General features: G+C 45.4%; 13 protein-coding genes. 1 reads left to right on the top strand and 12 read right to left on the bottom strand.

Going from position 1 to position 14,976, the window contains the following annotated elements:
- The 10 genes from ABIO93_RS08885 to ABIO93_RS08840 all read right to left on the bottom strand — a co-directional run.
- On the bottom strand, positions 1-1,164 hold a 1,164-nt coding region (locus ABIO93_RS08885), incomplete at its 3' end, for a CHASE3 domain-containing protein (protein WP_348066651.1).
- Between the two features lie 144 nt (positions 1,165-1,308).
- Positions 1,309-4,635, bottom strand: coding sequence for a UvrD-helicase domain-containing protein (locus ABIO93_RS08880; protein WP_348066649.1), 3,327 nt, complete (start codon positions 4,633-4,635; stop codon positions 1,309-1,311).
- Positions 4,636-4,727: 92 nt separating this feature from the next.
- Positions 4,728-5,249, bottom strand: a complete 522-nt coding sequence (locus tag ABIO93_RS08875) for a hypothetical protein (protein WP_348066647.1) — start codon at positions 5,247-5,249, stop codon at positions 4,728-4,730.
- A 47-nt stretch (positions 5,250-5,296) separates the two neighbouring features.
- Entirely contained in the window at positions 5,297-6,367 is a 1,071-nt protein-coding gene (hisC, locus tag ABIO93_RS08870; protein WP_348066645.1) for a histidinol-phosphate transaminase, read from the bottom strand.
- Positions 6,368-6,398: 31 nt separating this feature from the next.
- Positions 6,399-6,851, bottom strand: a complete 453-nt coding sequence (locus tag ABIO93_RS08865; RefSeq protein WP_348066643.1) for an RES family NAD+ phosphorylase — start codon at positions 6,849-6,851, stop codon at positions 6,399-6,401.
- Positions 6,852-7,280 (bottom strand): antitoxin Xre/MbcA/ParS toxin-binding domain-containing protein, encoded by a 429-nt coding sequence (locus tag ABIO93_RS08860; RefSeq protein ID WP_348066641.1) that lies wholly within the window; start codon positions 7,278-7,280, stop codon positions 6,852-6,854. It abuts the gene before it with no gap.
- Between the two features lie 69 nt (positions 7,281-7,349).
- Positions 7,350-8,618, bottom strand: a complete 1,269-nt coding sequence (hisD, locus tag ABIO93_RS08855; RefSeq protein ID WP_348066639.1) for a histidinol dehydrogenase — start codon at positions 8,616-8,618, stop codon at positions 7,350-7,352.
- A gap of 5 nt (positions 8,619-8,623) precedes the next feature.
- Positions 8,624-9,487, bottom strand: a complete 864-nt coding sequence (gene hisG / locus ABIO93_RS08850) for an ATP phosphoribosyltransferase (protein WP_348066637.1) — start codon at positions 9,485-9,487, stop codon at positions 8,624-8,626.
- Positions 9,488-9,539: 52 nt separating this feature from the next.
- Entirely contained in the window at positions 9,540-10,907 is a 1,368-nt protein-coding gene (gene hisS, locus ABIO93_RS08845; RefSeq protein ID WP_348066635.1) for a histidine--tRNA ligase, read from the bottom strand.
- A gap of 414 nt (positions 10,908-11,321) precedes the next feature.
- The gene (locus ABIO93_RS08840; RefSeq protein WP_348066633.1) at positions 11,322-11,645 is read right to left on the bottom strand and encodes a hypothetical protein; all 324 of its coding nucleotides are present in this window, start codon (positions 11,643-11,645) and stop codon (positions 11,322-11,324) included.
- A gap of 109 nt (positions 11,646-11,754) precedes the next feature.
- Here ABIO93_RS08840 and ABIO93_RS08835 point away from each other — a divergent pair, with 109 nt between their 5' ends.
- Positions 11,755-12,534, top strand: coding sequence for a class I SAM-dependent methyltransferase (locus tag ABIO93_RS08835; RefSeq protein WP_348066631.1), 780 nt, complete (start codon positions 11,755-11,757; stop codon positions 12,532-12,534).
- Between the two features lie 65 nt (positions 12,535-12,599).
- On the opposite strand, the gene ABIO93_RS08830 is transcribed toward ABIO93_RS08835, so the two are convergent.
- Both ABIO93_RS08830 and hemL read right to left on the bottom strand, forming a co-directional pair.
- The gene (locus ABIO93_RS08830; protein ID WP_348066629.1) at positions 12,600-13,610 is read right to left on the bottom strand and encodes a glycosyltransferase; all 1,011 of its coding nucleotides are present in this window, start codon (positions 13,608-13,610) and stop codon (positions 12,600-12,602) included.
- 60 nt (positions 13,611-13,670) lie between these two features.
- Positions 13,671-14,966, bottom strand: coding sequence for a glutamate-1-semialdehyde 2,1-aminomutase (hemL, locus tag ABIO93_RS08825; protein ID WP_348066627.1), 1,296 nt, complete (start codon positions 14,964-14,966; stop codon positions 13,671-13,673).
- Positions 14,967-14,976: the final 10 nt, after the last annotated feature.

The following is a 14,976-nucleotide window of genomic DNA, read 5'->3' as shown; positions in this document are numbered from 1 at the left end:
AATGGCCACAGCCACATTGTCGGAAACCATATCGAGCAGCTTGGTCGTTTTAACCCCCGGATCTTTGAGATAACCAACCTCTATCAATGCGGTTATACGTCCCTGGAACGACACCGTTTTGACCAGAACCATAGCCGGATCAGTACTACCGGTTCCGCTCTTGATAGTAAAATAGTCAGGCGTGACGTCCAATTTCTTAATGCTCTTTTTATCAGCTGCAACCTGTCCCAACGTACCTTCGCCAAGCTTCACCGACTGAGGTACTTGGGCCAGGTCGTGCATTCCGTAGCTAGCAGCAATTTCCAACACGTCGCTGCTGCGAGTGACCAGGTACATCACTCCTACCGCCGCCTCTGTAACCTCAGCAAGCTTATCAAGCAGGTTTTTACACAATTTCGTCAAGGTAGGCTCTCCTCGCACAGCTTCTGATAATTCAACTGCCGCATTCAATATCCAGTTTTTCTCCTGGTCTTCCAAAGAAAGCTGTTCAAGTTGCTTATTAGCCGTCAAGGTCTGCCCTTCTGACTCAATCTGGGCATTGTATGTTTTTCTTATAAAATAATAGAGCATTAAAATGACCAAAAAGAAGGCCGAGGTACCCAGCAGAATGTATTGCTTGGCCTCAACCGAACTGGATTGCGCATTTTGCTCGCGTTCCATCAGCAACCCTTCTTCTACATTTTCGATGCTTTTGAAACTAAAATCGATCTGCGATGAAATATTTTTCCCCTGAAGAACAATGGCTTGGATGGTATCGACTTTGTAATTTCCGGCTTTGAGCAAGTCGTACTGCCGTCCCATCACCGCCAGGCGAGACTGCAACAGCATCGAAAGCGCATCTACTCTGGTGACCTGCGCCTTATTATCTCTTACCAATTTCCTTAATGCGTCCAACTCTTTCAAGATACCTTCAGATGCCTGCAGGTAATTGGCTTCAAAAGAAGCATTATTGGTAATCGCAAAACCACGGACATTGGCCTCCGCGGTCAATAAGTGGCTTCTGACAGAAGCTGCAACGCCAATTACTTCTCTCGTATGGTTAACCCAGCCCGCATTTTGCTGCTGTACCATAATTGCATTGTAAGAAGTAACGCCAACAACTACTACCAGAATGATTGAAAAGAGGATGCCAAATAAAACCTGCTGCTGAAAGGATAGGCGCATATAAAAATGAATATACTGAAAATACTGCGGACTGGATATTTCCGTGAATATCAGCAAAAAAAATTCATTTCGGCAGCATTTGGGCGCGGCGCTATACCTTTTTTTTAAGTTATATCTATAATTGAATTAAAACTAGTTCTACTTTCAAGCCTCCACCCACTCAACCATTTCATCCTCAAGGGTGATCATCACGCCTCTTGACTTTTTACCGGTGCCAGTATATGCCCTGATCAATTTCTTCAAATGTCGCCGTGGCTCATCGGTACTGTTGCCGCCAACAAAAGACATAAAAATAAACTCGCCGTCGTGCCGCTGAACGACCCGGTCTATATGCAGCAGTTTCCCGCCAGGAATCAGTAGTTCTTTGTTGATCTGAATGTGGTTGTCATCTAAATACAGGCTGTGCAAGGAAGGGTCATTTAGAAGTGATGTGGCCAATACAGCGATCTCACCAGTTTCTTTTTTGGTAAAAATCCCTTCTATAACCAGTTTTTCCAAAGCGTCAGGCAGATCTGAAATGGTTTTCAGGCGGGTAAGCAGATAACGCATTTTCTGCAACCGGTCGTGTTTTGGTTCAAATGTCTGTACATCAAAGATCCGCTCCGCCATTCTCCGCAGCCGTAGCGACTCAGTCCGGTCATTGCTGATAACCTCTTTGAGTACGAATGGCTGCGCGTCGGATTTGACATGCGCATGCCGTAACGTGCCGGTACCATTGGATATCACGTATTTCGAAACCTGATCATCCCAAGCCGGCGTAAAATCCTGCTGATCCAGGAACTCTTTCAGCCAATTACTCACCTGCTGCCCCGATTCCCACCTTCTTTCCCGCTTAGCGAGAATGTAAAGACGCTGTACGGGTCTCGTAAATGCTACATATAAAAGATTTAGGTTTTCAACCAGCGTCCTTGTTTTTTCATCCTTGTATTGCTCTCCCACCGGCGTATTTTCTAGGTCTTTCACCACCGATACCAAAGAGCTTCTCAATTTTAGGTTAGAATCTGACGAATGATTTTGTAAAATAAGTTCTTCATAGTCAACATCATCGAGATCCAGCCACAGTCGGTCCAGCTTCGCATTCGGGGTTACTTTCCAATGCGCATAAGGCACGATCACTACCGGATATTCCAGCCCTTTCGACCTGTGGATAGTCGTGATTCGGACCGCGTCGGTTCCATCCGGAATGGTAATGGAAAGCTTATGCCTGGCCGTTTCCCAATAGGTAAGGAAATCGCCCAAATGGTTACTCTTTCTGTTTCCAAATTCCAGTACCACATCGAGAAACCGGAACAGGTACTCGTTTTCAAAGTGATTTTCAAACATGCCGAAACGCTGCATCAACTGTTCGCTTAGTTCAAAAACAGACAATTGCCGCATTCGGAATGAGGTCAGGTTAATGTCCCACTTCCTGAAATATTCGAGAAAACTATCCAGTCCACGCTCCTCACATAGCACGCGGATCTGCTCATACTCGTGTGCAGCAGGGTTCTCGCGTCTGATCACATGGTGAAAAAGATATGCCGCCTCGTACCGCGCCAGGCGGTGATCGGAACTGAGCAGTACCTTCATGAAAGACACTATAAAATGCACCGAGCGCGAATATCCCAGTGACAATGCGTCATCCGAAATGAGCGGGAAGCCTGCTTCTTTTAATGCATTGGCCAGCGCCGTCGCTTCCCTCTTTTTTCGGCACAAAATGGCAATGTCACGCCAATGATACCCATTTCCACGCAGCTCCGAAACCAATTCCAGTGAGCGCCGCACTATCCCGTCTGTTGAATTTTCATCGCCGGTTACTTCGTCCGCCTCCTCATTCAACTCTACAAATTCTATTTCAACATGCCCACCTGTTGGTACGGTATCAGGTATTTCCTGCTGAAAATTTTGATCATAAACCTGGGCGATAAGCGGATACTCATCTCCCAATGTTTGGGCAATGAATGAAAAAAACTGGTTATTAAATTCCGTAATCTCCCGCTGGCTTCTCCGGTTGATTTTCAAATGATTAACCTGCAAATAATGATCAATGCTAAGGAGTCGCTCTGCATTATACGAACTATTGCCCAGTACCGAAGCCAGTTCCATGACCTGGCTTTGAGCCAAATGCAGGATCAAATCCATATCACCGCCCCGAAAACGGTAGATAGACTGCTTGGCATCACCCACAATGAGATTGAAGTATCCGCCAGCCAATGCGTTCTCCATGAGCGGCAGCAAATTGGCAAACTGCAATTTGGAAGTGTCCTGAAATTCATCCACAAGGATATGATTGTACTTCTCTCCCAGCCTTTCAAAAATAAATGGCACAGGTTCCCTGGCCACGATTTCAACAATTTTTCTGTTAAAATCAGAAATGTGTACCTGGTTATTTTGTTTTAAGAGTGCATCAAATTCCTTCCTGATTTCTCCTAATAATGATAAATTATAAATATGCCTGTCCAGCTGGTTGTACAACGTGATCTTCTGGCTTTCAGTAAGGCGGATGTTTTCGATCTCATGGAAGTAGTTTTCGAGATCCGTCCTGATCTTCTCAATCTCGTCTTTGATGATTAATGCCGTTTTAGCGCCATACCAAACCCCTTCGCCAATGGTTTTGTAAACGTAGGAATTGGGTTCAGCCCACAGTTTTTTCTCGTCTGCCCGATCTCGAAAGTAGCCGTAAATTCCCCTTCCGCCCTGGTGAAAGTCTTTTTCAGTAAGAAATGTGGATTGAATGAGCTGTAATGCATGGCTCGATTGCTTGATCAAAAATGCTTCTCTTTCTCTCACAAAAGCCCGCATCTGGTTCCGGATGGTGATCCAATCCTCCATTTTCAGGTCCTCGACGCGCTTCAATTGCATGTAGCTCTGCTCACTCAGTAAGGTACCGGCAGTTTCACGGATCTGCATGGGTAACGCGCCCCAGCTTTTTCCTTCCTCGGCATTCTCCCGGTAATATTTTTCTACAATGTCCGTGAGCACCTCCTCTCCCTCCTGCCCGATCCGCGCCAGCAAACGATCCACGGCGTCGTCAAGCAAATCGCTGTCCAGCTGGGTTTCAAAAATAAAGGGAATGCCGAGTTCATCGGTAAAACTACTGATCAGCCTTTGCGTAAACTTATCGATCGTCATCACCGAAAAATCGGAATAACGATGCAGAATTTGTCGGAAAACCAATTGTGCACGACCAGCTATCAGCTGACGGGCGCCTTCAAACAGATCAGGATCGTTTTCAGTGTCTGGGTAAAGCTCGGTAACCACATCCCGCATCATCGGATGTGGCGTTTCATGCGAATCCATTGAATTGGCAAACACCCGGAGCATCAGCAAAATCCGGTCTTTCATTTCATTGGCAGCCGCATTGGTAAAGGTTACCGCCAGGATATTCCTGAAATAAGTGTCCGAATTGGAATGCAGGGCGAGTTTGAGATACTCTTTGGTGAGTGTGTAGGTTTTACCTGATCCCGCTGATGAACTATAAACTTGAAACACGTAATGGTAGTGAGTTGTTGTGAATCCGAATCAATTTACACAAAAAAAGCAGGCTCGCACCTGCTTTCTCCTTCATGAATTTAAACTCTGTTCTACAAATTAAAACGGACACCCGCTGAAATATTGGGACTCAGATAAAATGGCCTTGGTATCAGTTCCAGATACGTTCCACCTTCCAGAAAGACCGACATACGGTTGTCGGGAATGTAATACTCAAAACCTCCCAGGACAGAACCACCAAGTGAAATGTCTTTTTCATAATTGCCATTCAACCGTTTTGGATACGACCGGCGACTGTTAACCTGCCCTCCCAGTCCATAATAAACGTGAACCGCTTCCGAGTTGAATACCGGCGTATGCCATAAATAATGCACTTGAAGTGATAATCCTGCATTCTTGTAAATTCCCTCGTCGCCCCTATACTTACGGTTATTGGACAAAACACCACCGTATGTTCCGATCGTCACGTCTAATGCATGGATGTTGTTAAAATATTTCCGGATATTGATACCCGTTGGTTCACCCAGTTTAAAACCGACGGCCCAGTTGTCGTATTGGGCATGTGCAAATCCAAAGCAAAGCGTACAGATAAATGTTAAGGCTAATTTCTTCATAGTGAATTTTTCTCGGGGAATTTTTCTTTGAGTGCTTAAAAACAGTGCTAGGCCATAATGCCGTTCAGCTGAAATTTCTTTAATGTTTCAATTAATGTTTCGTTTTCTTCCTGCGTTCCGACTGTGATCCTCAGGCAGCCATCGCACAGGTGTACACGAGAGCGGTCCCGTACGATAATGGTCTCTTTGATTAGATAATCCATTACCGCCTTTGCATCTTCAAATTGAACCAATAAAAAATTAGCATCCGACGGATGTACCTTAATCACCAACGATAAATCTGCTAACATGTTACATAAAGAAGTTCTTTCTTTAAGAATATCGGCCACCATTTTGTTCTTTTTTTCAATCGAATCCAAACCTGTCAAAAGGGCCTGTTGAGCAGGGAGACTAATATTGTAAGGTGGTTTGATCTTATTCAGTATGCGGATCAGCTCCACAGAAGCAAAGCACATTCCGATTCTGATACCAGCAAGTCCCCAAGCTTTGGAGAATGTCTGCAACACGACCAGATTAGGGTATTGATCCAGATGCTGGATCCACGATGGAGTTTCCGTAAAATCAATGTAGGCTTCGTCCACCACAACCAGGCCGTCGAAGTTTTTCAGAATGGTCTGAATCGCTTCATGCTGCATTACATTCCCAGTCGGGTTGTTAGGCGAGCATATCCAGATGATCTTGGTATTCGGGGTTATGGCAGCAAGAACCGCATCCGTGTCGATCAGGTAATCGTTTGTTAATGATACCTTATCTATTTTCACATCGTGTATGGAGGCACTTACCTCATATATGCCGTATGTTGGCGGAAGTATCATCACGCGATCTTGTCCGGGTGTGCAGGTAGCGCGGGTAAGAAGGTCAATGGGTTCGTCGCTTCCATTTCCAAGAAAAATCCGTTCGGCTGCGATATTCTTAATCGGGGCCAGTTTCTGCTTAATGTCGGCCTGGTATGGATCTGGATAGCGATTATAATCAGCATCGGTAACCGATCCGTATGGGTTTTCATTCGCATCCAGAAATATCCCCACGTGCCCGGTATATTCGTCTCTTGCGGAAGAATAAGGAGCCAGGGAAAGGATGTGCGGGCGAAGTATTTTACTTAAATCAAAATTGCTCATGCTATGACGGCAAAATGCCGCTTATTGGGTACTATTTATAAAAGAACAGTCTATTATCGAAAGTAAAAGGCTCTACATCAATGATTTTAACAGAGCCGGCATCGGTATGTAAGGGATTGATCAGGTAGTTGTATTCGGATTTGGCCAGCACTGAGGGCACTCTTAGTAGCATATCCTTACCTGTTTTGAGCCAGTCGTCACCCACCTCCTTGCTCCATTGCTGGTTTTCCTGCCATTCAGGAAGAAGATACGGCGAGGTGGAATGTGCTTTGGCGTCAGGGACAAACAGGACCACGATGACGTAATCGGGAGGTGGTATCGTTTTGTTCCAATGAACCAACACCTCCAGCATAGCCAGAGAGCGATGGGATGAGGTATAGAGCATGGCATTTCTCGGAGAGTTCCATCGTCCTCCGTGATAAAATGCGCCGATACCCGTCAGGTCATCCTGGTACTCCGTTTTTGTAATCCTGAACAGCTCCATTTAGGCGAAGATACCGTGCTCAATGCGACCCAGTTCCGTTTTGACCAATTCTATTCCGGCATGTGTGCGCAGGAAGCTAACTGGCTTTTCTTTGCCGAGTGCGGGAATCTCTCCGTTCAGCCAATCTTTGAAATATTCTTTTCCCAAAGCCCTGGTACCTACGGAAAACAGGTCCGCTAATGCGATCAGATGATCTGAAACAACATTACTGAGCAGATCTTTATCATCGTAGCGTTGCAGGTTCCTGGGCGTGACTGGCAATAGCGCTATCACATCTTTGGCGTCCATGCCTACGGAATCGGAAAGATGCTGTATGGAGGCTTTGGGAACACCATTTGCAGCAAGATATGCCAGATCAAAATCATTTTTTACTGCATGTTTGAGAATTCCATAGCCTCCCAAACGTTCATTGACCATAAATGCTGTCATCGTTTCTAAATTTTAACCCCAGAAATATGTCCTCAAAATTACGACATTTTTCCGGTCTAAAAAATTTTTTCACAAAAGACTTTTCAACCTGATACTAACTGCTTTCTTATGCGCATCCAGTGACTCCGCTTCCGCCATGGCTTCAACAGTCGGCCCTATGTTCCTAATGCCCTGCTCGGTAATTTTCTGGATCGTAATTTTCTTGACAAAGCTGTCAACCGAAACACCGCTGTATGCCCTTGCATAGCCATTGGTAGGAAGCGTATGGTTGGTTCCGGATGCATAGTCTCCACATGATTCTGGCGTGTAATTGCCCAAAAATATGGATCCCGCATTGATTATTTTTTCTGAAACTGCTTCTGCATTTGCAACACTCAATATCAAATGTTCCGCCGCATACTGGTTCAGCAGGTCGATCGCATCTTCTTCATTTTCAACCAAAATCGCCTTGCTATTTCCAATGGACTGGGCCGCAAGATCACGCCGTGGCAGGTTGTTCATTTGAGAAGATAACGTAAGATTAACGGAAGAAAGTAGTTTTTTGCTCGTCGAAATCAGCAGTACCTGACTGTCCGGCCCGTGTTCCGCTTGCGAAAGCAGATCAGCAGCTACAAAAGCGGGCACAGCAGTATCATCCGCATAAACTGCCACTTCCGAGGGACCTGCCGGCATATCAATCGCAACACCTTCTTTGCTGATCAGCATTTTGGCAGTAGTAACATATTGATTTCCAGGCCCAAATATTTTGTAAACCTTGGGAACGCTTTCGGTACCGTAAGCCAATGCTGCAATCGCCTGCGCTCCACCGATCCTGAAAGCCTTCGTCACACCGACCAGTTTCGCCGCGTACAGGATAGCAGGGTGATCCGAAGGTGTACATAAAACCACCTCTTTGCAACCAGCAATTTGTGCAGGAATGCCAAGCATTAAAACGGTACTGAACAATGGTGCAGTCCCGCCTGGAATGTAGATACCAACTTTCTCAATACCCACACTTTTACGCCAGCAAGTGACGCCAGGCATCGTTTCTATTTTTTCAACAGGCTGCAATTGCCCCTCGTGAAATTTATAAATATTCCGGTATGCCTGTTGGATAGCAACTTTCAGCTGATCATCCAGCTTAGCCTCCGCCGCTGCCATATCTGCGTCTGAAAACGCAAGATCAGCCAGTTCGATTTTATCAAATTGCCGGGCTAGTTGCCTTATTCCCTCGTCACCCTGACTTTTAACTTGTTCCAGGATTGGGATCACCTTTGCTTCTATATCCTGAGCTTCCTGCACGGGCCTCGCCAGCAATGCCGGCCATTGGTCCCTGGCAGGAAATGGAATAATATTCATATCAATTACAAGATCATTTTTTCAATTGGAATCACCAGGATACCCTCTGCCCCAGCCTGACGGATCTTCTCAATGTTCTCCCAGAACTCATTTTCATTGATCACAGAATGTAGTGAGCACCAGCCTTCCGTCGCCAAAGGTAAGATAGTCGGGGCACGCATTCCGGGTAAAAATTTGGTAATATTCTCAACCGCGCTGGTCGGGCAGTTAAGCAAAATGTATTTATTATTTTTTGCAACCTGAACCGATTTAATACGGAAAAGCAATTGATCCAGCAGGTCCTTTTGCACATCAGAAAGACTTTTGCTAGCGATCATAACCGCTTCTGACTTGAAAATGGTTTCTACTTCTTTCAAACCATTGCTCAAAAGTGTGCTCCCGGAACTCACAATGTCACAAACTGCATCAGCCAAACCAATGCTAGGCGCAATTTCCACCGACCCGCTGATCTCATGAATCTGTGCAGTGACGCCATTGGATTGCAAATATTTACCCAACAAACGCGGATAAGTAGTAGCAATGCTTTTTCCTTCCAGATCCTGCACACCCGCATAATCATGCTCCCTCAAAACGCCAATTGACAAACGACATTTTGAAAAACCAAGCTTATGAACCGTGTCTACATTTTTATTCGATTCTTCCGAAACATTTTCACCGACAATACCCAGATGAGCCACGCCATCTTCTACATAGCCCGGAATATCATCATCCCGCAGGAAAAGAATTTGTGCAGGAAAATTGGTAGCATCGGTTTTAAGTTTTCCGGCACCATTATCAAAACGTATTCCACACTCTTTAATCAGTTTTAAAGAATCCTCACTCAGCCTTCCTGATTTTTGTATTGCAATTCTTAAAATATTATCATTCATATTGTTAAGCTTCTGTAAGCAGCTGGTTAGTCAGTATATTGGAAAAGGGTTATTAAATTTCAGCCGAAATTAAGGATATGACGCCGTCAATGTCTAATTTTTGCTGCTCGCCGGTATGCATATTTTTCAAAGTTAAAAGTCCGGATTGCATTTCATCTGAACCGATCAAAATTACAAATGGAATACTTTTCCGGTCTGCATAGTCCAATTGTTTTTTCAATTTCACAGAATCAGGATAAATTTCCGCGTTAATTTCCGCGTTCCGTAATTTGGGCAAAATGGACAATCCAAACCTGAATGCGTCCGTATCGAAGTTAGAGATCATCACCTTGGTACTCGTCTTCCGGCTTTCAGGAAAGAGGTTCAATTCCTCCATTACATCATAAATCCGGTCCACACCCAATGAAATTCCAACGCCGGAAATACCCGGAACACCGAAAGTCCCCGTCAGGTTATCATAGCGCCCGCCTCCCGAGATACTACCGATCTGCACATTATTGGCCTTCACTTCAAAAATAGCACCTGTATAGTACGAAAGCCCTCTGGCCAAGGTAACGTCAAACTGAATTTTAGGGTTTTCAAGTCCCAATAGTTTCACCATATCCCAAACCTCCTCCAACTCCTGAATACCCTTCATGGCTATTTCAGAGCCGCTAAGCCAGCTTTTTAATTCTGAAAAAGGCTCCTTCTCGTTAGCAAGCGCAAACACCGGATCCAATTTCTCTACACTTTCATTGGAAAAGCCACGTTCGAGAAGTTCTTCAACCACCTTATCTTTTCCAATTTTATCCAATTTATCAATCGCCACGCAAAGCGGCCCTTCCATCCCATGCGCCCCTACCATATCCGCAATGCCGGTCAAAATCTTGCGATTATTGATCTTGACCGTAAAATCCATAATACCCAATGCCGGAAGAATGTCATGCAAAAGCGTTACAATTTCCGCCTCGCATAGCAATGAATCCGTACCCACCACATCGGCATCACATTGATAAAATTCCCGGTAACGTCCTTTTTGTGGCCTGTCCGCACGCCACACAGGCTGGATCTGATACCTCTTAAATGGCATGGCCAAAGTACCGCGGTTCATCACTACGTAACGTGCAAAAGGGACGGTAAGGTCATAGCGTAAGCCTTTTTCAGAAATCTTGGTCGTCAACGGTTTGTAGCCTTCCTTCCAATCTTCATCGGTTAGCTTTCCGCTAAAATCACCTGAATTTAAAAGTTTGAACAAAAGCTGATCGCCCTCTTCTCCATACTTTCCCATCAAAACAGAAAGGTTTTCGAAAGCCGGTGTCTCCAATGGCAAAAAACCATATCGTTGAAAAGAGCGTCGGATGGTGTCAAAGATAAAGGTACGCTTAGCCATCTGTTCGGGACCAAAGTCACGGGTTCCGCGGGCAAGTGATGGTTTACTCATTATATGGATGCTGTCAAATAAGCCCTGACCTTACCGGCAGCAGGTCGCCGGCATAATGTAAGCCGGCAACGATGCGCCATTGATGTCAGAATTGAAAAAAAGTACGGCTTAAAGGCCGATTAAACCGTAAAGTTAGGAGAGCTTGTGCAATATTTATGACTATTGTCTGCATTATTTACACAGAAATGCTTAATTTTGCGGCTCTTTCACAAAACAATATTTACAATGGGAGTTACGGAATTAAAACGTAAAGGTCGCAGAAACAAGGCAGTAGCAAATAATCGTACCGCGAAAATTAAAGATCTTTTACGCAAACCAGAAGTACGCAACGTCGACGTTGAGGCAATAAAGGCTCAGTTTGAAGCTAACAAAAAATAAGTAAAGCCTCTCCGGAATGTTATTCAACTAGTCCTGTCAATCTGTTTTGGTAGGGCTTTTTGCTTTTTTACCGGATTTGGATTTGCTTGGGGATTTGGTATTGACTTTCCGGGTCAGCTGGCGCATGCTACGACGGGTTTCACGGCGGATATGCAAAAGAATGCGAAACCGGAGCGCTTCACCGAACATGATTAACCCACCATTGATCAGGGCCAGGCTGTACAAACCCAGCACAACCCATACCTGAGTAGGCTCCCCCGTGCGTCGCTCATGCGCAGCTTGGCTCAGGACAGTCAGGCCGAAACTGAACAGCAACAAACCGCATGGAGCGAGAATCATCCATTTGGTACGCGTTGACATTCTTTTAATCAGCCTTTTACCAGGTGGTTTTGGATCAATCGATGGAATCATTTATGAACTTTTTCCTTGTTATGATCCTAAAATTATTAATTTTTAGTTAATTGAGTTAATGAAAGCCATCATAAGTTTAGTTTTAAGGTATATTCCCCGCCCCTATCTGCAATTGATCGGACATTGGGTTGCCCGTTTTCTCAGCATCTTCTACATTGGTAATAAAGTGGAATGCCCGGTTTGCGAAAGTAAGTACCGAAAGTTCCTTCCATACGGCCGCAACACTTCCAGCCGAGAAAATGCACTTTGCCCAAGTTGCCTTTCACTGGAACGCCACCGTTTAATGGGGCTGTACCTGAAAAGGAAAACCAATTTCTTTACAGCCAATTTGAAAGTGCTACATGTCGCGCCGGAATACTGCTTTATCGACAGGTTTGAGCATATGAAAAACCTCGACTACATTACCGGGGACATTGAATCTCCATTGGCCAAAGTCAAAATGGACATTCATCAGATACCTTTCCCTGACAATACATTTGATGTCGCATTCTGTAACCACGTCATGGAGCACGTGGATGACTATATATTGGCCATGAGTGAGCTGCATCGCGTGCTGAAACCAGGAGGTTACGCACTCATTCAGTCGCCGCAGGACATGAAATACGAAACCACTTATGAAGATGCAACCATCACAGATCCGCGCGAACGTGAAAAGCATTTTCTACAAAATGACCATTTAAGGCTTTTTGGAAGAAACTACGGCCGTGAACTGGAAAAAGGTGGCTTCACTGTGAAGGAGGATCGATTTGTCATGGATGAGCTTTCCAAAGAAGAAGTTCATCGTTACGCATTGCCCGGCGAAGAGATTGTATATTTCTGCCAGAAGCTGGATCACTAGCCCAGGTCAGCACCACTAGCCCAGGACTTAAGTCCTGGGTTGGGGATATCGATCGGGGGATGATGTCAGGAAGGGTATTCGATGGCGGCGCCTGTCTCGCGGTGCGATTTTTTCTCCCAGATCCTCTTCCATCCCTCCTGCAAAAAACCGGTACCATATCCAAAAAGCTGCACAAAAGCGGCTCCAATGCCTAAAAAGGCAACTTCAACGCTCTTCGTTTGCCTCAATGCATCAATGAAAAGCAGGGTAACATAAGTCCCCAGACCAATCAATCCCAGATAAAAAAACGGTTTAAAGATCAGTAACCAGAATGGAATGCTGCAAACTGCGAGCGTAAACAGCAGCGGGAAAGTATGCACTAATTTCAGCTCGTCGGGATAAAAACGGGCTATGTTAATGCGGGCGCGTCCAAAAAACTTCAACTGCTTGAAGAACGGACCAAATTGCGTCCGTCTTTTGTGGTAAATAAATGCCTCCGGAATCAATGCGGATCGAAAACCCAGCCGCATTGCGCCGATACTGAACAGGATATCCTCCCCCATTCTACTCGTCAGAAAGCCGCCGGTTTTCTCCCAAATACTTCTGGAAAGGCCCATATTGAAGCTCCGCGGATGGAATGTACCGCCCATATTATTCTTCTTCCCACGAATTCCTCCTGTCGTAAAGACAGAGGTCATCGAGTAACTGATCGCTTTTTGTATCGGAGAAAATGACGGATGATCGGTATCAGGTCCGCCGTACAGATCTACGTAATCCGTGTTTAGTTTTTGATCAACAATGGCCAGGTAATCCGGCTCAATCAATGCATCCGAATCCAGGAGAATGAAGTAGTCCCCCGCAGCTCTTTCAAAACCATAGTTTCTGGCAAATCCCTGACCACCATTTTCTTTATAGAAGTATTTAATTTCCAAACGGCCCGTAAATGCATTCACTACCTCATCAGCCTTAATTTTAGAACCGTCTTCCACGATGATCACCTCAAAACGCTTAACCGTTTGACTGGCCAAACATTCCAGCAATTCCTGCAACTCGTCGGGACGGTTGTAAACAGGTATGATGATGGAGTATTGGCGCATTTGGTTAATGTGAAAATTTTGAATGAATGAATGAGTGAATGACCTTTTCCGGGTGACGAGTTAGAGGGTTAGCACTTCTTTTAATGCCTCTTCATTGGCAGTGATGATTCGATCAATATGCTGATCGGTGAGCGCAGTCGAAAGGAACATACTTTCGAATTGTGACGGGCCCATGTAAATACCCCTATTGAGCATAGCATGGAAATATTTACCGAAAAGTGGCAGATCCGAAGACTTTGCCGATGGAAAATCTGTCACCGCCTGATTGGTGAAAAACAATGTGTACATCGAGCCAATGTGATTCAATGTATAATTCAGTCCAAGCTTACTCATCGATGCTTTAAAACCTGACGTAAGCTTACGGCCGGATTCTTCCAGTTGCGTATAAACTTCCGGGTGATCATTCAGGTAATTTAGCATGGTAAGACCAGCCGCCATCGCGATCGGGTTACCGGACAAGGTGCCTGCCTGATACACCGGACCTACCGGAGAAACCCAGTTCATGATCTCAGCCTTGCCTCCGTATGCTCCTACGGGCATTCCCCCGCCTATAATCTTTCCCAATGTGGTCAGGTCAGGTGTGATTCCAAATCTTTCCTGAGCTCCGCCTTTCGACAACCGAAAACCGGTCATTACTTCGTCCAGAATCAATACGATCCCAGCTTCGTCGCAGATCTTGCGGAGACCTTGTAAGAAACCATCCGCAGGCAGCACGCATCCCATATTCCCTACAACAGGTTCAAGGATCAATGCTGCGATCTGATTAGGATTAGAGTCAACCAATTGCTGAACAGCTGCGAGATCATTGAAAGGTGCGGTCAATGTATCATTAGCCACTCCTTTGGTCACTCCCGGGCTGTCTGGCGTTCCGAATGTAACAGCTCCGCTACCAGCAGCGATCAAAAAGCTATCGCCGTGACCATGATAGCAACCTTCAAATTTGATGATCTTATCGCGTCCTGTGAATCCCCGCGCAACCCGTATCGCCGACATGGTCGCTTCCGTTCCCGAGTTCACCATTCTCACTTTTTCAATGGAGGGAACCATGCTGACGATCAGTTCGGCCATTTCCACCTCTTTTCGGGTAGGTGCCCCGAAAGAAAAAGAATGCTGTATCGCGTCATAAACAGCCTTTTGAATCAGTTCATGCGCATGCCCGAGGATCATTGGCCCCCAGGAATTAATCAGTTCAATGTATTCATTGCCGTCCTCATCGTACACATAAGGCCCTTTGGCAGACTTAATAAAAATAGGCGTCCCACCGACAGCCCTGAATGCCCTTACCGGGGAATTGACCCCACCCGGAATGTAATGCTGCGCTTTTTCAAATAAACTCTGGCTCGTTGAAGTATTCATACATATGGGG

The organism is Dyadobacter sp. (assembly GCF_039919315.1).
Taxonomy (GTDB): Bacteria; Bacteroidota; Bacteroidia; order Cytophagales; family Spirosomataceae; genus Dyadobacter.
Note: the sequence above shows the minus strand (reverse complement) of the source record. Positions and strands in the feature narration are given on the sequence as shown.